This window comes from Acinetobacter sp. NIPH 298, assembly GCF_000369505.1.
In the GTDB taxonomy this organism is placed as follows: domain Bacteria; phylum Pseudomonadota; class Gammaproteobacteria; order Pseudomonadales; family Moraxellaceae; genus Acinetobacter.
Map to the genome: position 1 here is coordinate 226,717 of NZ_KB850054.1, position 19,251 is coordinate 245,967.

At 41.2% G+C, this 19,251-nt stretch carries 16 protein-coding genes; 10 read left to right on the forward strand and 6 right to left on the reverse strand.

Annotated elements, in window-relative coordinates; translation table 11 throughout:
* The first annotated feature begins 12 nt into the window (after window positions 1-12).
* The 3 genes from F903_RS03460 (at window position 13) to F903_RS03470 (ending at window position 3,914) form a co-directional block, all read left to right on the forward strand.
* Window positions 13-519, forward strand: coding sequence for a hypothetical protein (locus tag F903_RS03460; protein WP_005194620.1), 507 nt, complete (start codon window positions 13-15; stop codon window positions 517-519).
* A gap of 187 nt (window positions 520-706) precedes the next feature.
* Window positions 707-3,082, forward strand: a complete 2,376-nt coding sequence (locus F903_RS03465) for a YgiQ family radical SAM protein (protein WP_005194622.1) — start codon at window positions 707-709, stop codon at window positions 3,080-3,082.
* Window positions 3,083-3,377: 295 nt separating this feature from the next.
* Window positions 3,378-3,914, forward strand: coding sequence for a DUF2726 domain-containing protein (locus tag F903_RS03470; protein ID WP_004668153.1), 537 nt, complete (start codon window positions 3,378-3,380; stop codon window positions 3,912-3,914).
* Here the strand turns inward: F903_RS03470 and F903_RS03475 are convergent.
* The 4 genes from F903_RS03475 to mdtD all read right to left on the reverse strand — a co-directional run bounded on the left by F903_RS03475 (window position 3,911) and on the right by mdtD (window position 7,958).
* Window positions 3,911-4,267, reverse strand: a complete 357-nt coding sequence (locus tag F903_RS03475; RefSeq protein ID WP_005194624.1) for a RidA family protein — start codon at window positions 4,265-4,267, stop codon at window positions 3,911-3,913. The two genes, F903_RS03470 and F903_RS03475, sit on opposite strands and share 4 nt — an antisense overlap.
* Window positions 4,268-4,690: 423 nt before the next feature.
* Window positions 4,691-5,746 carry a DNA polymerase IV gene (gene dinB / locus F903_RS03480; protein ID WP_171065201.1) on the reverse strand — a complete coding sequence of 352 codons (1,056 nt, stop codon included), beginning with the start codon at window positions 5,744-5,746 and terminating at the stop codon, window positions 4,691-4,693.
* Window position 5,747: 1 nt separating this feature from the next.
* Complete coding sequence (locus F903_RS03485; protein ID WP_005194628.1) at window positions 5,748-6,506, reverse strand: glycoside hydrolase family 25 protein; 759 nt, start codon at window positions 6,504-6,506, stop codon at window positions 5,748-5,750.
* A gap of 60 nt (window positions 6,507-6,566) precedes the next feature.
* The gene (gene mdtD / locus F903_RS03490) at window positions 6,567-7,958 is read right to left on the reverse strand and encodes a multidrug transporter subunit MdtD (protein ID WP_005194630.1); all 1,392 of its coding nucleotides are present in this window, start codon (window positions 7,956-7,958) and stop codon (window positions 6,567-6,569) included.
* A gap of 164 nt (window positions 7,959-8,122) precedes the next feature.
* Between mdtD and F903_RS03495 the strand changes: the two genes are divergently transcribed.
* Window positions 8,123-10,123, forward strand: coding sequence for a choice-of-anchor I family protein (locus F903_RS03495; protein WP_005194632.1), 2,001 nt, complete (start codon window positions 8,123-8,125; stop codon window positions 10,121-10,123).
* 46 nt (window positions 10,124-10,169) lie between these two features.
* On the opposite strand, the gene F903_RS03500 is transcribed toward F903_RS03495, so the two are convergent.
* Complete coding sequence (locus F903_RS03500) at window positions 10,170-10,790, reverse strand: LOG family protein (RefSeq protein ID WP_034594822.1); 621 nt, start codon at window positions 10,788-10,790, stop codon at window positions 10,170-10,172.
* 316 nt (window positions 10,791-11,106) lie between these two features.
* On the opposite strand from F903_RS03500, the gene F903_RS03505 reads away from it, so the two are divergent.
* The 6 genes from F903_RS03505 to F903_RS03530 all read left to right on the forward strand — a co-directional run bounded on the left by F903_RS03505 (window position 11,107) and on the right by F903_RS03530 (window position 18,656).
* Entirely contained in the window at window positions 11,107-12,684 is a 1,578-nt protein-coding gene (locus tag F903_RS03505) for a TerC family protein (protein ID WP_005194636.1), read from the forward strand.
* The gene (locus F903_RS03510) at window positions 12,681-13,163 is read left to right on the forward strand and encodes a YchJ family protein (RefSeq protein WP_005194637.1); all 483 of its coding nucleotides are present in this window, start codon (window positions 12,681-12,683) and stop codon (window positions 13,161-13,163) included. The genes F903_RS03505 and F903_RS03510 overlap by 4 nt, the downstream gene beginning before the upstream one ends.
* 52 nt (window positions 13,164-13,215) lie before the next feature.
* Window positions 13,216-13,860: a trimeric intracellular cation channel family protein gene (locus tag F903_RS03515; protein WP_004668163.1), complete on the forward strand. Its 645-nt coding sequence runs from the start codon at window positions 13,216-13,218 to the stop codon at window positions 13,858-13,860.
* 8 nt (window positions 13,861-13,868) lie between these two features.
* Window positions 13,869-14,459 (forward strand): hypothetical protein, encoded by a 591-nt coding sequence (locus F903_RS03520; protein ID WP_005194640.1) that lies wholly within the window; start codon window positions 13,869-13,871, stop codon window positions 14,457-14,459.
* Window positions 14,460-14,599: 140 nt separating this feature from the next.
* Window positions 14,600-16,819: a DNA topoisomerase IV subunit A gene (gene parC / locus F903_RS03525; RefSeq protein WP_005194641.1), complete on the forward strand. Its 2,220-nt coding sequence runs from the start codon at window positions 14,600-14,602 to the stop codon at window positions 16,817-16,819.
* Between the two features lie 157 nt (window positions 16,820-16,976).
* The gene (locus tag F903_RS03530; protein ID WP_005194642.1) at window positions 16,977-18,656 is read left to right on the forward strand and encodes a long-chain-fatty-acid--CoA ligase; all 1,680 of its coding nucleotides are present in this window, start codon (window positions 16,977-16,979) and stop codon (window positions 18,654-18,656) included.
* Window positions 18,657-18,747: 91 nt separating this feature from the next.
* Here the strand turns inward: F903_RS03530 and F903_RS03535 are convergent, their stop codons facing one another.
* Window positions 18,748-19,134 (reverse strand): hypothetical protein, encoded by a 387-nt coding sequence (locus F903_RS03535; RefSeq protein WP_005194643.1) that lies wholly within the window; start codon window positions 19,132-19,134, stop codon window positions 18,748-18,750.
* Window positions 19,135-19,251 lie beyond the last annotated feature (117 nt).

Below are 19,251 nucleotides of genomic sequence, written 5' to 3' on the forward strand. Positions count from 1 at the left end.
GGGGAAATAACAATGGAATTACATAGTCGTGTTTATTATAAGCATCCAGATGCAAAAATAATGGGGCAGTTAGAAGTCTTATTTAAGGAACATGAGGGAAATGCGGAACGGTTCTTACAAGCTGCTTTAGCCATCAATCCAGAAAGTGTGGAAGCCGCACAAGACTTGCTCGATCAAATTGATTCGCCTGAATATGATTTGGAACCAGAGAGTTTATATTATGAGGCGGGTTATGCCGTTTTAGATTTTGTTCATGGTTCTTCTGGCGATGAAAATATTGAAAATATCTTACTTTTTTTAAAAGCGTTGCTGCCAGAGATACACGCCCAAGCATGGGGATGTGGCGATGATGATCCGTGGGAGTTTTGGTTCAAATTTAATGGAGATGAGTTAATTCGAGAAGATGATGAGCCATTCAACGATCCTGATGAAGATGAGAATATCAAAGCATCGATTTATGCGTGGTGGCATAAAGACTTGCCAGCAGAAATTAAAGAAGGTTTCTTAAACGAAGCCTAAACATTATCAGATAGTTAGCACCATATTTCCCCATGCTCTAAATGGTAGAGAATGGGGAATCTTATTTGTATGTTTTTTAATCTATAAAAATGAATAGAATTCATGTTAAACTGATCAGCTTTCATTTTGGCATCAAAAATTCCGAGATGCCTCTCTCTTCCTTATTGCTAGCCGAGATTCGCAAGCTATGTCTACTGCCTATACCATGCAGACCGCGCCAAAAGCGTTGTTTGATTACGACAAATATTGGGCGTCGTGTTTTGAACCCGCACCATTTTTGCCGATGTCACGAGAAGAAATGGATCTCCTCGGCTGGGATGCATGTGACTTTATTTTAGTTTGCGGTGATGCGTATATTGATCATCCCTCATTTGTATCAGGTGTGATTGGTCGTGTGCTTGAAGCACAAGGTTTTCGTGTCGGTATTATCGCGCAGCCTGACTGGACCAATGCTGAAAGTTTTCGTGTACTCGGTAAACCAACCATTGCGTGGGGTGTAACCGCAGGCAACATGGACTCAATGATCAACCGTTATACGGCAGATCGTAAAATCCGTTCGGATGATGCATATTCGCCAAATAATGAAGCCAATAAACGCCCTGATCGTGCGGCAACAGTCTATTGCCAGCGTTGTCGTGAGGCATTCCCAGATGTACCTGTGTTACTTGGTGGTATTGAAGGCAGTTTACGTCGTATTGCGCATTATGATTATTGGTCAGACAAAGTTCGTCGTTCAATCTTGATGGACTCTAAGGCCGATTTATTGATGTACGGCAATGGCGAGCGTGCCATTATCGATGTGATGCATCGTTTAGCGAAAGGTGAAAAAGTTCAGGACATTACTGATGTCCGTGGTACTGCATTTATTATCAATAAGCATAATAAAAATTCAAAAGCAAAGTTCGTTGAAATCGCCAGTAATGATGTCGATACCATCGGACGAGTGGATCAGATCATCAATCCTTATGTGATGACTGAAGATATTGATGGCTGTGAAGTTGAAAAAGAAAAGGGCAACTCACTGGCACAATATCAAGATTTTCAAAAAGAATTCGTGGCAAACCCAATTGTCCGTGAAGGGGATGATTTAGATCCTGACACACAGATCGTACAGCTCAAACCTGCACCATCAAAAGCGATTAAGCATAAACTGCCACCACGTGAACTCGCGGTGATCCGTTTACCTTCTTATGAGGAGGTCGCGAATGATCAAGTCCTTTATGCACATGCCAACCGTATTTTGCATCTTGAAACCAACCCCGGTAATGCGCGCGCCTTAGTTCAACGTCATGGCGAACGTGATGTTTGGATTAATCCGCCTCCGATTCCTCTAGCCACTGAGGAAATGGATTATGTCTTTGATTTACCTTATGCACGCTTACCGCACCCTGCTTATGGCAATGCGCGTTTCCCTGCCTTTGATATGATCAAATTCTCAGTCAATATCATGCGTGGTTGCTTTGGCGGTTGTACCTTCTGTTCGATTACTGAGCATGAGGGACGTATTATTCAAAACCGTTCCGAAGAGTCGATCTTACGTGAAATTGAAAAGATTCGTGATACCGCACCTCAGTTTACAGGCATTATTTCAGACCTAGGTGGTCCAACGGCAAACATGTATCGTTTGCACTGTAATGATCCTGAGATTGAAAAGAACTGTCGTAAGCCATCTTGTGTCTATCCGGGTGTTTGTCAAAACTTACATACCGATCATGCACCATTGGTTCAGCTTTATCGTAAAGCGCGTGAAATCAAAGGTGTGAAAAAGATTCTGATTGGTTCAGGTCTACGTTATGACTTGGCAGTATTGAATCCTGAATATGTCAAGGAATTGGTACAACACCATGTCGGTGGATATTTAAAAATTGCACCTGAGCATACCGAACAAGGTCCATTATCGAAGATGATGAAGCCAGGTATTGGCACTTATGATCGCTTTAAACAAATGTTTGAGCGTTTCAGTAAGGAAGCAGGCAAGGAACAGTATTTAATTCCTTACTTCATTGCTGCTCATCCAGGTACGACCGATTATGACATGATGAACTTGGCGATTTGGTTGAAGAAGAATGGTTTCCGTGCCGATCAGGTACAGACCTTCTATCCATCGCCAATGGCAACGGCAACCACGATGTATTACACAGGCAAAAATCCATTGTCTAAAGTGGCGCGTTATACGGAAAATGTCGATATTGTCAAAGGTGATAAGCGTCGTCGTTTGCATAAAGCATTCTTACGTTACCATGATCCAAATAACTGGCCATTGTTGCGTGAGGCGCTAAAAGAAATGGGTCGACCTGACTTGATTGGTAACTCAAAACAGCATTTGATTCCAACTTATCAGCCTCAAGGTACTGCTGAGAGTGAATATAAATCTGCGCGTAAGAAGAACTCGACCGTCGCGGGAGATTCAGCAAAACGCAATCAATCGCAACCACAATCGGGTCAAAAACGTCCGCAAAAAGGTCAAATACTGACCCAACATACGGGTTTGCCACCGCGCGAAACTGGTGAGAAAAGACCATTTTCAGGCAAGCCGAAAGCCAAAGCGAAAACACATCGCTAATTAGTATTAAAGAAGGTATGTGGAAGCATACCTTCTTTTTATATAAAAATGATAAATGGTTCGCGGTCTAATTTCAAAACTATGCTCTATGGAAACATATACTGACAATATCGACTTGAATATTTGCTATATGCTGATTATAAATAACAAGACAGCAAGCTTTTACGACTTTGGTAGGACCGATTAAGAACTTCAAGTTTGAACTGTTAAAATAACTTTACTATCGTTGTTATTGATTAAAAAATTGGCATAAAGCCAAAAATGATTATAAAAAATCTAAAGGGATTAGTTAGAAATGTATTATTTCATAACAATAGTTGGTTTGCTGTTGATTACAGCACTTGCACTTCGACATTTACATCAAAATCGGCGTCAAGATAGTCCATTAAAGCGACGTGGTATTTTGAATATTGCTGAGCAAATTACTTTAATGCGTTTACAAGCTGTTTTGCACCGTCATACGATATTGGCACATGTATCGTTTGATGCCTTGCTTACGACTAAGTTTAGCCATACACGACGTAAGTATCAGGGTTTGGTTGCTGATTTTGTGGTGCTCGATCAACAACATCAGGTGCTTGCGATTGTTGAGATTGCAGATGAATCTTATGTCAATCGTCTGAATCAAAAGCATTATCAAGACAGCCTACTTGAATTGGCTGGATATCGTGTTTTTCGTTACAGCAGTATTCCAACTGAGCAAGAATTACGTGAGGACTTGATCCCTGATTTATTTGATCCAATGAGTTCTGCGACATCCACAATCTCAAGTCCGATGCCGCAAACTGAACATTTGATGAAATACAATGTGTTTGCGGCAAAATCATTTTAATCTGGGCGTACCGCAGTCACGGTCATTTCGACTAAGACATCAGGGGCGTATAGTTTAGATTCTACACAGGTACGTGCTGGGGGGTGTCCCTCAGCAATCCATGCATCCCAAACGGCATTCATTGCGGCATAGTCTTTTTCGATGTCTTTTAAGAAAATCAATACCGATAAAATATGGGTCTTATCGGTACCTGCTTCAGCAAGTAAACGATCAATATGGTCTAAGGTTTGCTGGGTCTGTGCGCTCACATCTACACTGGTATCATCTGCCAATTGACCCGCCAAATGAACAAGATTTCCTGAAATTGCGACTTCGCAAAAACGTGAAGTGACATGCAGTCGTTGCACAGACATAGAGATGCTACCTAATTAAAAATGTATTTATAAGATTGTACTTGATGGCCTTTAGTTGCTGTGTAATTTTGTTTTAAATCAGCTGCTAAAAGTTTCCATTTTGATTAAAGAGCGCTGCTAAAAAATAAAATGTAATGTTGTTTTTTATAAAATGAGTTGAACTGAAGTTCTATACAGAAAAGTAGGATTGGTGGTTTTTTATCTTTTATCGTTGGGGAAATAAGAAAAGGACACTTGAAGTGCCCTGTAATATTCGGATTTGATCGTCACGCCAACCACAGGAGCAGATGCTAAAAGCGAGGATTTCTTTAGCAAGAGCAAGCAACATGGATAATGCCACTGCGTTGCCTAGAGTACTGAAAACTGCATAAAAAGCAAACATAAATTTCAGCGTGAAGGGTACTTTTGTGTAAAAAAACCACATTACCATAAGGAAAGTTGAGATTCTTCTTGAATCGGTTGCAACTGATAGACTCCCACACCGACTAAACGAAACTGAAAGTTAGGATCAATATGCATTTCATTCAGTAATTGCATCACCACTTGTAATAATTGTTGTGGAGACTGTAGCGGGTGTTTAAAGCTTTTTCCGTGTTGTAATACTTGAAAATTTTTGAGCTTTAGTTTGACATTGACACCCCGTGCGGTGAGTTGTTTTTTATCTAAACTTTGCCATATTTTTGTCGTCAATGGCTGCCATGTATGCGCACATTGATCGAGAGTGTAATCATCGTCAAAGGTGATTTCTTTAGAAATCTGCTGACGTTCTCGTTCAGCTTTGACAGGGCGGTGGTCGATGCCTTGTGCATATAAGTAAAGCTGTTTGCCGTATTTTCCAAAATGATGGATAAGAACGTTTTCTTCGATTTTTTGTAGATCACCTAAGGTGTGCAAGTTCAGTTGATTTAATTTTTCATGAGTAACTTTTCCGACACCTGGAATTTTGCTCAATGCTAAGTCTTGAATAAATTGCATCACTTGATGGGGCTTAATCACAAATAAGCCATTCGGTTTATTCCAATCCGAAGCAATTTTTGCTAAAAACTTATTCGGTGCCACACCTGCAGAAGCCGTCAGTCCTGTCATTTTGAAAATATCCGAACGGATCTGTGCCGCAACTTCGGTGGCACTTGGGATATTTTTTAGATTTTCAGTGACATCTAAATAGGCTTCATCTAAAGACAGTGGTTCAATCAGCGTGGTGTATTGTTGAAAAATCTGATGGATTTGTACTGAAACCTCACGATATTTTTCAAAATTTGGCTCAATCACAATCACTTGCGGGCACAGCTTTTTTGCTTGTCCCATCGACATCGCAGAACGTAAACCAAAGACTCGAGCAGGGTAAGATGCAGCCGCAACCACCGCACGAGGATGATGAGAGGAGATCACCACCGGCAAATCTTTGAGATCAGGACGCTCTCTGAGTTCGACTGAAGCAAAAAAGGCATCCATGTCGATATGGATGATTTTACGCAGTTCATTTGCCATCCTGAATGCCTTGTGCTTTTAAAAACATACGCCACTGCTGTGGTGATTCGGCATAGACATTTAAATCAACAGGCTTTGCAATACCGTCAATTTTACCTGTTTGACTATACTGCCAAAATAACCATTTTCGCCCATCTTTGAGTTCAGGTTTGCCGTCATAGTCTCTGACCCAAAGTGGTGTGTCGGTAAAACTTCCCATCAAGACAATGTGATAAAAACTTTTAGAAATATAGAAAATTGGTTGTTTGCCATAATGTCGATGCAGTTGATCATGCATGAGCTGAATTTCTTTGAGTAACTGCTCTTTGGTATAGGTATTAATACAGTTACTGTCATATTCCAAATCAATGACAGGTGGCAAAGCATCGGTTTTGTTGGGCACAGTGGCAATGAAATTGTCTGCCTGTACTTTGCCATCGCGACATAAACGATAGAAGTGATAGGCACCCACATGTAGACCTTGTTCACGTGCTTTGAGCCAGTTGTCCTGAAATTTTCGGTCTTTAAAATCGCCGCCTTCTGTGGCTTTGAGATAGACAAATTGATATTGGACAGGTGAAATTTGTTTCCAGTTAATCTCACCTTGATGATGAGATACATCAAAGCCACGAATGGCATAATCTTGTGCAGATGCTTTTTGCTGATAGAACACACCGAAATATGTCAAAACACCCAACAGACTCGCAAGCCCAATACTGAGATAGGTATTATGGCGTTGGAATAATGGTTTGTGAGGCAATTTTGACATGTAAATTTTATAGTGGTTTTAAAATAATGATCATAACTTGATTTCGAGGTGGATGCTATTTCAGCTATCTGTAGTCTCTTTGGGAATTTGCCAAAATACCATCGCGGTAATGATATTAATACAGCCCAAGGTAATCAGTGATGCATGGAATGCTGTGTTAATAGAGACCGTTGGATAATACTGACTAAACAGATTGATCAATGTTCCTGCCAAAGCCACACCGATACTCATCGAGAGCATCATAATCATGGATAAGAAGCTATTGCCACTGCTGGCATCGTGCTGAGGTAAGTCTTTTAAAGTCAGGGTATTCATTCCCACAAACTGGAGTGAGTTGAGTGTACCAAAAATAAAGAGATGCACAATTTTGAGCCAAAGCGGTGTTGCAGCAGTCATTAAAGCAAAACTGGCAATACACAAGCCGACTAAAATCGTATTGGTCAGTAGAAAGCGGCGATAGCCGACGCGTTGAATGAGCGGGCGAACAATTGGCTTGGAAAATAATGAACCTAACACCATCGGGATCATCATTAAACCTGTGATGAAAGGTTCAAAACCAAAAGCGACTTGTAGCATCAACGGTAAAATAAAGGGAATGGCATTACTGCCTAAACGGGCAAAAAAGTTGCCCAATACACCGATGGAAAAGATTTTGTGTCGAAACAAACGTCCATGAAACAGTGCATTTTGATGGCTATGTGCATGATAAGCATAGCCTAGCGTTGCAATACTTCCGATCACCAGTAAGCTGATACTGACGACACCTGAGTATTGTGGTGCAGCAATATTTTCAATTCCCAATGAAAGCCCGACCATGGCGACGATTAATAAGATAAAGCCACTCAGGTCAAACGATTTCACTGTGGGTTCTTTGTGATTTGGCATGATTTTGAGTGCCATGATCACGCCGAGTACGCCCATGGGTAGATTAATTAAAAAAATCCAGTGCCATGTCGCAACCTGAACCAACCAACCACCTAAAGTGGGTCCCATCAATGGACCAATCAAACCTGCAAGGCTCATTAAACTCATGGCAGATAGAAATTGCGTACGTGGAATGAGTTTTAATAAGGCCAGTCGACCGACAGGCATCAACAATGCGCCGCCCATGCCTTGAATCACACGACAGACTAACAGTTGATTTAGATTCTGAGATAAACCACAGCCAAGCGATGCCAAACTGAAGATGACCATCGCTGCGAGATAGGTATTGCGGATACCGAAGCGATCTGCCAACCAGCCACTCAGTGGTATAAACGCAGCCACAGAAAGCACGTAGGCGACAATCACCCCATGCATTTGTAATGGATTTTCATTGAGTTGCAGTGCCATCATTGGAATCGCGGTATTGACGATGGTGGTATCCAGTGCCTGCATAAAAAAGCCAATGGAAACCAATAACACCAACAAACGAAATTCGGGCTGTACAGCTTGATGCGTGGTTGTTGTCATGAGCCTTGGTGGATGAAATATCCGTTTTAGTTTAATGCAATTGTCATTGAAATAAAGACAAAAATTGTCAAAGAGTGGTCATCGAACTGACATAAAAGTGTCATCGAACTTGCATCTCAGAATACTAGATTAGCCCTACAAAACAAAATCTATGGAATTTGATCATGAAATTTAAAATTTCAGTGGTATTGACCGCAATGCTGTCAGCGGGGTTGGTGGCGTGTAATGATGATAACAAGCAAAACAAAACACCGAACAAAGAAGTTGAACCAAAACCTGAAGTGGTTGAACCAACGCCTGAGCGTATTCAGCTCAGTTTTATGAGTCGCTATGAATCAGGCATTTTTGCTAAAAGTGCTGCTGAAATTCCAGCTTATGATCCAGCAACGAAACGTGTTTTTGTGGTCAATGCTGAAATAGGGGCATTGGATGTATTGGATCTTTCTGATCCTGCGAAGCCAACTTACCTACAATCACTGACAGTCGATGATATTGCTGAAGGTGCAAAGGTAAATAGTGTCAGCATACAAAATGGCATTATTGCATTGGCAGTTGAAGCAGCCAATAAAACTGATCATGGTTTTGTGGCATTTTATCAAGCCAGTGATCTAAAACGATTGAGCCATGTGCCAGTCGGTGCATTGCCTGATATGTTGACCTTTACACCTGATGGAAAAACAGTATTGGTGGCCAATGAAGGTGAGCCATCAGATGATTATCAAATTGATCCAGAAGGTTCGATCAGTGTGATTAATGTCAGTGATATCAGTAAGCCAACAGTCAAGACAGCTGATTTTAAAGCCTTTAATAGCCAGAAAGAGGCATTGATTGCCAAAGGTGTGCGTATTTTTGGACCTAATGCCACGGTTGCTCAAGATTTAGAGCCTGAATATATTGCGGTTTCTGATGATGGCAAAACTGCTTGGGTCGCACTGCAAGAAAATAATGCCATTGCCATTTTGGACATCGCGACAGCCACTGTGACCTCGATTGAGGCAATGGGTTATAAAGATCATGGCCTCAGCGATAGTGGCTTTAAGTCGATGCTTGATCCAACTAAAAACTCAAGTAATGGCTTGGATGTCAGTGACTTTGATGGCAAGAAAACCGTCCAAGATATTATGATCAAGACTTGGAACGGGTTGAAAGGGATTTATCATCCTGATGCCATGGCTGCTTATACCGCCGCAGATCAAAAAACCTATTTAATCTCTGCCAATGAAGGCGATGCACGTGCATGGGGAGAAAATACAGCTGCATACTTTGGCTTAACTAAACTTAAAGACTTTGAAAAGAATAATTTGCAACGTTGTGATAATGACAATAGCAAAGGCTTTGTTGAAGAGTGGCGTGTCAAGCATCTGGTACACAAAGACGGTTTTGATCGCCGTTGTGCCGATGACCTACCTGCACAACTACGTGATTTAGCCGCTGGGGCGCATTTGAATCCAACCGCCTTTAGTTATTGTGGTGCAAGCAAAGGTGATGCAGGTGATTGTCGTGATGACAAGCAATTAGGACGCTTAAAAATTACGTGGACACAAGGTTATCAAACTGAAAATGGCAAACCAGTGTACTACTCAAAAGCGGGCGATAAAATTGGAGTCAATGGTAATCCATTAACCGATTATTTAATGTATGACGAGTTATATCTGCTCGGCGCTCGCTCATTCTCGATTTGGGATACACAAAATCAGGTCAAAATCGCCTATGACTCCGGTGATTTTATTGAACAATACCTGAACAGTGACCAATGTAAATTAGGCAAGGCGCGTAATCTTCCATGTAAAGACTGGTTTAACAGCAACCATGAAAAAGGCAATACATTGGGTGGTCGTAGTAGCAGCAAAGGTCCAGAGCCAGAAGGTCTCACCATCGGTAAGATTGGCAATAAACAATTCTTGTTCCTAGGGCTTGAGCGGATGGGTGGGGTGATGGCGTTTGATGTCAGCAATCCAAAACAGCCAATTTTCCAAGATTATTTAAATACCCGTGAAATATGGGATCAGGCTGATCCATCGACTGCATTATCTGCACATGGTGATCTTGGACCAGAAGGTTTAATATTTATTTCTGCAAAAGACTCGCCAAATGGCAAACCATTGTTGGTGGTCGGAAATGAAGTCAGTGGCACAACCACCATTTACCAAGTCAATTCAAACTAAGTCAAAAATGCCAAAGGCGGATCAAATTTGATCCGCCTTTTTAATTTTACATTGCCACGTGTTTAGGCGAGTTTAGATTTTTAATCACATTGAAGATTTGTTCGGTATTTTCGCAAATAATCACTTTGGCACGATGTTGAGGGGGTAAAAAGCCTTCTTCAACTGCATGATCGAGTTGAGCAATTAAGGCATCATAAAAACGGTTCACGTTATAAATAATCATCGGTTTTTGATGTTGGTTGAGCTGTCCCCATGTGGCGATTTCTAGAATTTCTTCAAAAGTACCGAGTCCACCTGGTAGCGCGATAAATGCACTCGCACGTTCAGCCATCAGGGCTTTACGTTCATGCATACTTGCAACAACATGCAGTTCAGTCAGTTGATTATGGGCGATTTCATAGTCCAGCATAAACTCAGGAATAACGCCGACAACTTCGCCGCCGTGCTCCAGTACAGTATCCGCGACTTGTCCCATGAGTCCGATACTGGCCCCGCCATAAACAATACCAAAGTCTTGTGTAGAGAGGTGTTGGGCAAGTTCAATCGCCTTTTCACGGTAAATCGGATTGTTGCCTGGACGAGAACCACAATACAAAGCAATAAGTGGGAGGGTTGTTTTTATGGGAGGAGTGGTTTTTTTAACTGTCATTCTAAATACACTATTCATCTACTTTATTTTTACCTTATCATTTTCGTCGTACTTGTCTAGGTTAAATGACTTTTATGACAGTTTTATGCACATTTCGCATACAAAGCCTTTGCGCTATTGTTAGAAAAAATTAAAAAAACACCTATATAAAAAATGATGAATTTTGTTGAAATCTTACCTATACTAAAAATCCTTTCATTCATAAATGTACCTCTATGAGTAGTGGTTGTTGTCGCTCTGCTTTGTTCTCTTTTTCTAAAAAAAATATTTGGGCTATGTATACCGATCAATTCAATGATCAGTTTAAAGCTGATTTTGTAGAGGAGTCAGCTCTATGATTTTTGAATGGATGTCGGATCCTGCCGCATGGGTAGGCTTAGCGACTTTGGTGGTGCTTGAAATTGTACTTGGTATTGATAACCTTGTTTTTATTGCCATTTTAGCTGAAAAATTACCACCAGAACAACGTAATGCTGCACGTAAAATTGGTTTAATTCTCGCATTGTTAATGCGTTTGGTGTTACTCGCATCTATTGCTTGGGTAATTACCTTAACTGAACCATTATTTCAGATTTTTGATCATGCATTTTCAGGTCGAGACTTGATTTTACTGTTTGGTGGGGCGTTCTTATTGTTTAAAGGAACAATGGAGCTGCATGAACGGATTGAAGGTAAGCAAGCATTAAGGCAGGAAAATCCTGTACATGCCGTGTTCTGGGTCGTGGTGGTTCAGATCGTGGTGCTAGATGCGGTCTTTTCACTAGATAGCGTAATTACAGCTGTTGGAATGGTGAAAGATCTATCCGTGATGATGATCGCGGTGACGATTGCGATCGGGATCATGCTTATCGCTTCTCGACCATTGATGGACTTTGTCAATAAACATCCAACCGTGGTGATTCTGTGTCTTGGCTTTTTGATGATGATTGGCTTCTCATTGATTGTTGAAGGCTTTGGTTTCCATATTCCAAAAGGGTATCTATACGCAGCAATTGGTTTCTCAGTTTTGGTTGAGGCCGTGAATCAGACCATGCGCCGTAATCAAGAGAAACTGGTGACCACAACCGATTTACGTTACCGTACTGCATCCGCTGTATTGCGTATGTTAGGCAGTAAAGGCGCTGGCGAACAGCACAAAGAAACAGAGGATGTACTCGCTACACAAGCCTATGCCAAAGAAGTCTTTGATGAGGATACAGGGGTTTATCACAGTGTTTTGGTACAAGGTGTATTAGGCTTATCCGAACGACCAGTCAAGTCAGTGATGACACCACGCCCAGAATTGGAATGGTTAGACTTAGATGATAATCCAACAGAATTAAAAGACCGTTTAATGTCGATGACACATTCGCGTTTGATTATTGCGCGGGGAGAGTTGGATAATATTGAAGGTGTCGTACTCACACATAAAGTGTTGAATGAATACATTGAAACAGGTTCGATTGATTTTGCAAAACATTTACGCGAACCCGTGATTGTGCATGAGAATGCACAGGTTCTCATGGTCATGGAGCAATTACGCCAAGCGCCCTTACAAATGGCGATCGTATTGAATGAATATGGTTCGATTGAAGGGATTGCAACGCCGATTGATATATTAGAAGCGATCGCGGGTGAGTTCCCTGATGAAGATGAGCTGGAAGCAACAGCAGAAACGCTCGATGATGGATCTATGTTATTAGAGGGATCAACCGATATTCGCCATGTGTCCTTATTGTTAGGTAAAGATCTGGTGGATGAAAGTGAAGAGTATTCCACTTTATCAGGCTATATCTTATTCCATCTCGGTCGGTTACCTGAAAATGGTGAAATGGTCGAAGCAGACGGACATCGTTTTGAAGTGGTGACGATGGATGGGCACAAGATTGAAAAAGTGCGCATTATTGCGAAAGAGAAAACTGACGAAAAATGATTTCCTCACCAAACTGTCCATGTGGACAAGGGCAATATGCTGCGTGCTGTCAGCCCCTACATTTGAAACAACAATTTGCTGAAACTGCTGAACAACTCATGCGTTCGCGCTATAGTGCTTTTGCCTTACAGCAAATTGATTACATTCTTGAAACAACGGCTCTAGGGCAGCAGGCTAGTTTAGATCGGGCTGCGATTGCCGATTGGAGTCAGTCTAATCAATGGCTTAAATTAGAACTCATCCAACATCAACCAAAATTGGATAAAACCCATTCTTTGGTTGAGTTTAAAGCGCATTACCGCGATAAAAACCATGATGGGAAACAACCTCATATTCATCACGAAATTTCACATTTTGTGCGACATCAACAGCTTTGGTATTTCCTTGACCCGACTTTAGATATGCAAATCACCATGAAGCAACCTTGTATTTGTGGCTCAGGGAAAAAATTTAAGCAATGTTGTGCACAATTCATCTAAGTTTGTCTTAAAATAGCGCACACTTTTCCGCCTTGTTTAAGGATTCAGGCAAATGTTACTGACCGTGATTTATATTATTGCCATTACTGCGGAAGCGATGACAGGGGCATTGTCAGCGGGTCGACGCAGTATGGACTGGTTCGGCGTAACACTAATTGCTTGTGTCACTGCCCTCGGTGGTGGTTCAGTCCGAGATGTATTGCTTGGGCACTATCCCTTAACTTGGGTCAAGCATCCTGAGTATTTGGTTTTGACTTGTTGTGCGGCTTTTGTGACGATTATTATTGCCAAATGGATGCGTCATCTCCGTAATATCTTCTTGGTACTGGATGCTTTGGGTTTAATTGGCTTTACGATTATTGGCTGCCAAATTGCGCTATCTATGGGGCATGGTTTCGTGGTGTCTGCGGTTGCAGGGGTCTTAACAGGCGTATCGGGTGGTATTCTGCGCGATATCTTATGTAATGATGTGCCTTTGGTGTTCCGTCGTGAGTTATATGCCAGTATCTCCTTTGTCGCAGTGATTTGTTATTGGGTCTGTTTAGAAGTGGGATTGCCACATGATTTAACGGTGATTTTTACCTTAGTCTTTGGTTTTACTTTGCGTTTAATCGCGATCTACTTTGGTTTAGAGATGCCGAAATTCATTTATCAAGAAGATGATGCTGAGTCTGCTTCGTCTACTGATGAGCATTAAGATTAAAAATGGATAGAGAGAAAATTGAACAAATAAGAAACGAACTTTCTATCCCACTTATCTATGCAATAAAGCTTTTAAACGAAAATCAAAATAATGTGTCCGCCGCTGTAAATAATTTCCATAAAGAAAATATTGAAAAAGTGATTCAAGCGACTAAATGTAATACCGTGATAGCACAAGAGATATATCAGAATTCTAATTTTGATGTTGAAAAGTCTATTCGAAAGATCAAGTCACATGTGATAACTCTGACAACACGTGAAAATCAGCAAAGAGTTAAAAATGAAATAGGTTTTATTGTCTGGGCAGAATCTCAGGGCAAGAAAACTAATACAAATGACATTTTTATTCCAATAAAAGATTTTGATTACATCCTGAAAGCTTTCCAAGAGGTATTAGCTTCTGATCGACAATCTTCTTTTGCTATGTGTGGTGATAACTATTTTGATCGTGAAACGAGCCTATTTATTTTGAATGAGATCCAGAAAATTCAAATAAATAACCCTCAAATAAATGATTTCTTGGAAACAGTAATCAATTGGTGGAGTGAGCAACTAATCGATGCTGAATTTATTGTAGTTTATGGAAATCTATAAAAAATGGAGAAATTAAGATAATTAATTTTTCGCAAGACACCATTTGACGTTTAAACAACAACAAGGGCTTGTCACAACGCTTGCATCCACATAGCATACAAAGCATTGACGATAACAATGATTTTGGATGACTTGCTGAAATGACCAGCCTTGCACACCATGCAACCGAAAACCGTTCCGTAGCCGAATTCACAGAACAAGCTTACTTAAATTATGCCATGTACGTGATTATGGATCGTGCATTGCCGCATATCAGTGATGGTTTGAAGCCTGTACAACGGCGTATTGTCTTCGCCATGAGTGAGCTTGGCTTAAAGTCGACTGGAAAACCAAAAAAATCAGCACGTACCGTTGGTGATGTACTCGGTAAATATCACCCGCATGGTGACTCGGCCTGTTATGAAGCAATGGTGTTGATGGCGCAGCCCTTTAGCTATCGTTATCCATTGGTTGAAGGTCAAGGTAACTGGGGTTCACCTGATGACCCTAAATCATTTGCGGCAATGCGTTATACCGAAGCCAAACTGTCAGCTTATAGTGAACTATTGCTGAATGAGTTGGGTCAAGGCACCAGTGAATGGCAAGATAACTTTGATGGTTCGATGAAAGAGCCGATAACCTTGCCTGCTCGTATTCCAAATATCCTGCTCAATGGGACAACGGGTATTGCTGTCGGGATGGCAACAGATATTCCGCCGCATAACTTGCGTGAAGTGGTGAAAGGAACGATTGCGCTGATTCGTAATCCCGAAACTACAGATGAAAAATTGGCAGAGTATATTCCAGCACCAGATTTACCCACCAAAGCAGAAATCATTACCCCGCCTGAAGAATTACTCAAAATTCAAACCACTGGGCGCGGTAGTTATCGTATGCGCGCGGTTTACACGATAGAAAAAAATGAAATCGTGATTACTGAATTGCCTTATCAGGTTTCAGGTTCAAAAGTGGTTACCCAGATCGCCGATCAAATGATTGCCAAGAAGTTGCCTTTGGTGGCTGATATTCGGGATGAATCCGATCATAGAAACCCAACGCGCTTGGTAATTGTATTGCGTTCTAACCGTGTCGATGCAGAAACGGTCATGAGCCATTTGTTTGCAACGACTGATTTGGAATCAAGCTATCGTGTCAATCTGAATATGATTGGGGCGGATGGTCGTCCGCAGGTGAAATCCATTCGCCGTATTTTGTTGGAATGGATTGAGATTCGTAAGCAAACCGTGACGCGTCGTCTGCAATACCATTTAACTAAAATCGAAAAGCGTTTACATATCTTGGCAGGTCTTTTGATTGCCTATTTGGATATTGATACGGTGATTCGTATTATTCGTGAAGAAGACAAACCCAAACCTGTGCTGATGCAACATTTTGGTATTGATGAAATTCAAGCTGAAGCGATTTTAGAACTTAAACTTCGCCATTTGGCCAAGCTTGAAGAAATGGAAATTCGCCGTGAGCAAGAAGAACTGGAAGCGAAAGCCGCTATCCTTCGCGAGCAACTCGAAAATCCTGAGTCACTGAAAAACTTGATTATCAATGAACTGAAAGAAGATGCGAAAAAGTTTGGTGATGATCGCCGTTCGCCATTAGTACGACGAGCAGATGCGGTTCAAATTAAAGAACAAGACTTGCTGCCAGCCGAAACGGTAACGGTGGTTTTGTCAGAAGCAGGTTGGGTCCGTGCAGCCAAAGGGGGCGATGTGGATGCCGCAAATCTCAACTTCCGTGCGGGTGACCAGTATTTAAGTCATGCAGTGGGTAAGACCAATCAACGCGTTTATTTCTTGGATAAAACAGGGCGGAGTTATGCTTTACCCATCAGTAGTTTACCTTCAGCTCGTGGTTTGGGCGAGCCGTTGAGCTCGAAACTTGCACCAGCGAGTGGGGTGTCATTTATCCAAGTTTTAGTTGATGATGACAAGAATGAGTTATTGGTGGCAAGTTCAAAAGGCTACGGTTTTAAAACACAAGTAGGTCAATTGGATACCAATGCCAAAGCGGGTAAAACCTTTTTAACGGTTGGAGATAAAGCAACGGCGTTACCGTTGTTACCAATTCAGCAGGCAAGCCATGTTGCAATACTAAGTTCAGCAGGACGATTACTTATTATTGATTTGGCTGAACTCCCTGTCCTAAATAAAGGTAAAGGTAACAAGTTGATACAACTTGAGGAGAAAGAACAAATTTTATCCATGACAACCTTGACGTTAGATGAAATAATCCAAGTCGCTGCAGGACAACAGCATTTAAAACTGAAAGGGGATGATCTCCAAAAATATATAGGAAAAAGAGCAACAAAGGGGCAACTTTTACCACGGGGATATCAAAAAGCAAATAGACTCCTCGTTCAGAGATAAGGCTGGTATTCTGTGATACAAATACGTTATATATGATGACGTATTCATATTATTTGGATAGGTCTACAGGGCAATTCAAGAACTTAATAAAAATGTTTTGCCATGGAAAGTAACGTTGTTACATTTTTAAGGATTACCACTCGGAGATAATGGCATTATGGAAAAGATTTGGTTTGCTGAATACCAAAAGACAGGAATCCCAGAAACAGTTGCACTGCCTGCTGAAAACACTTCACTTGTTGATATTTTTGAACGCAATTTCCAAAAATTCGGATCACGTGATGCCTTTATCTTTATGGATAAGGTTTTAACGTTTAATGAGCTAGAAGTTGCGAGTCGTAAATTTGCAGCTTATTTACAAAGTTTAGGTTTGGCAAAGGGAACACGTGTTGCGGTGATGATGCCGAACGTTTTCCAATATCCAGTGGTTGCATTAGGTGTATTCCGTGCAGGTTTGGTTCTTGTCAACGTCAATCCACTTTATACTGCGCGTGAGTTAGAACACCAATTAAATGACTCAGGTTCAGAAGTTTTAGTCATTATTGAAAACTTTGCGAGTGTATATCAAAGCATTATTGGTAAGACTCCTGTGAAACACGTCGTTGTTGCGACAGTGGGAGATATGCTTGGTACCCTCAAAGGAACATTGGTCAACTTTGTATTACGTAAAGTGCGTAAACAAATTCCAGCTTGGGATATTCCAGGTTATACCAAATTTAACACCGCATTAAACAAAGAAAATCCAAGTAACTATAAACGCCCAAGCTTAACTTTAAGTGATACAGCGGTCCTTCAGTATACGGGTGGTACGACAGGCGTTTCTAAAGGTGCTGAACTGACTCACCGTAATTTAGTGGCAAACCTTTTACAGTGTGAAGCCATTTTCTCAAGTAAGTTTGGTGCTGCGGATAGTGAAAAAGGCGATCGTATTGTTTGTGCATTACCGCTTTACCATATTTTTGCATTTATGGTTTGTGCGATGTACGGCATGTACAAAGGTCAAGCAAATATCTTGATTCCTAACCCACGTGACTTACCAGCAGTAATCGGTGAACTACGTAAATACCAACCTTCATTCTTCCCAGCAGTAAACACTTTGTTTAATGCATTGGTGAATAACGAAGAGTTTAAACAACTGGATCATAGCAATCTTAAGATGGCGATGGGCGGTGGTATGGCAGTATTACCATCTACAGCCGAAGCTTGGAAGAAAGTGACGGGTACAACCATCATCGAAGGTTATGGTTTATCTGAAACCTCTCCTGTAGCAACAGCAAACCCGCCAGCAACTACTGAATTCAGTGGTACGATTGGTATTCCATTGCCGTTGACTGAAGTTGCGATCCTGGATGATGATGGGAAAGAAGTTGCTCAAGGCGAGCAAGGTGAAATCTCAATCCGTGGTCCTCAGGTGATGAAAGGCTATTGGAATCGTGCTGATGAAACCGAGAAAGTAATGACTGCTGACGGATTCTTCCGTACAGGTGATATTGGTATCATGGATCCACGTGGTTACTTCAAAATTGTGGACCGTAAGAAAGACATGATCTTGGTATCTGGCTTTAACGTTTACCCAAGTGAAATTGAAGAAGTCGTTGCACAACATGCAAAAGTATTGGAAGTGGCAGCGATTGGCGTTCCAGATGAAAAATCAGGTGAAGTACCTAAATTATTCATCGTGAAGAAAGATGCTTCATTAACGACTGAAGAAATCATTGCATATGCGAAAGAACACTTAACAGGCTATAAATGCCCACGTTATGTTGAGTTCATCGATGAGTTACCAAAATCGAACGTAGGTAAAATCTTACGTAAAGATCTTCGTAAACCAGCTTAAAAGTCTTTCTCGCCTCTCTTTTTAAAGGGAGGCACATAAAAAATGCCGCAATTGCGGCATTTTTTATGACTATAGATTGTTGTTGTGCTGACTAGGAAGATTTTTTCAGAAACCAGCGATCGATATAGCGACGACTAATACCTGCAATTCCCACGAAAATGATCATGGTGATGAGTTGGAAACGTAAACGCGTTGGGTCAATGCCGTTAAAGCTAAAATAATTATCAACAAAGACATATAGCGTGGTGATGATCAACCAGTGCCAGAGAGTGAAACGCTTAATTCCAACGGCATAAAAGGCAATGGTCAAAATAACAAAAGTGCCTAAGGTCGATTGCCAGTTTAGGTTGGCACAGATCACGCTGAGTAAAAAAGCAACAATTGGGAATACAATTTTTAAGACCCGATCAACCCTAAGTTGGTTTTGGCGTTGTTGATCAAGGCTATCAAACAGTTCTTTTTGATCTTGGCGTTGCATAAATCGACCCTAAAACAATATAAAAACATAGCAATGTTATTTGATCTAACTTCCAAGCAGCGCACTTGTACCAAAACAAATGCACCTTGAACAAGTACAAATGAAAGTTTCATAAAT

Coding starts and splice junctions, on each gene's coding strand:
- F903_RS03460 (WP_005194620.1), top strand. CDS start 13: ATGGAATTACATAGTCGTGTTTATTATAAGCATCCAGATGCAAAAATA.
- F903_RS03465 (WP_005194622.1), top strand. CDS start 707: ATGTCTACTGCCTATACCATGCAGACCGCGCCAAAAGCGTTGTTTGAT.
- F903_RS03470 (WP_004668153.1), top strand. CDS start 3,378: ATGTATTATTTCATAACAATAGTTGGTTTGCTGTTGATTACAGCACTT.
- F903_RS03475 (WP_005194624.1), bottom strand. CDS start 4,267: ATGTCTGTGCAACGACTGCATGTCACTTCACGTTTTTGCGAAGTCGCA.
- F903_RS03485 (WP_005194628.1), bottom strand. CDS start 6,506: ATGTCAAAATTGCCTCACAAACCATTATTCCAACGCCATAATACCTAT.
- mdtD (WP_005194630.1), bottom strand. CDS start 7,958: ATGACAACAACCACGCATCAAGCTGTACAGCCCGAATTTCGTTTGTTG.
- F903_RS03495 (WP_005194632.1), top strand. CDS start 8,123: ATGAAATTTAAAATTTCAGTGGTATTGACCGCAATGCTGTCAGCGGGG.
- F903_RS03500 (WP_034594822.1), bottom strand. CDS start 10,790: ATGAATAGTGTATTTAGAATGACAGTTAAAAAAACCACTCCTCCCATA.
- F903_RS03505 (WP_005194636.1), top strand. CDS start 11,107: ATGATTTTTGAATGGATGTCGGATCCTGCCGCATGGGTAGGCTTAGCG.
- F903_RS03510 (WP_005194637.1), top strand. CDS start 12,681: ATGATTTCCTCACCAAACTGTCCATGTGGACAAGGGCAATATGCTGCG.
- F903_RS03515 (WP_004668163.1), top strand. CDS start 13,216: ATGTTACTGACCGTGATTTATATTATTGCCATTACTGCGGAAGCGATG.
- F903_RS03520 (WP_005194640.1), top strand. CDS start 13,869: ATGGATAGAGAGAAAATTGAACAAATAAGAAACGAACTTTCTATCCCA.
- parC (WP_005194641.1), top strand. CDS start 14,600: ATGACCAGCCTTGCACACCATGCAACCGAAAACCGTTCCGTAGCCGAA.
- F903_RS03530 (WP_005194642.1), top strand. CDS start 16,977: ATGGAAAAGATTTGGTTTGCTGAATACCAAAAGACAGGAATCCCAGAA.
- F903_RS03535 (WP_005194643.1), bottom strand. CDS start 19,134: ATGCAACGCCAAGATCAAAAAGAACTGTTTGATAGCCTTGATCAACAA.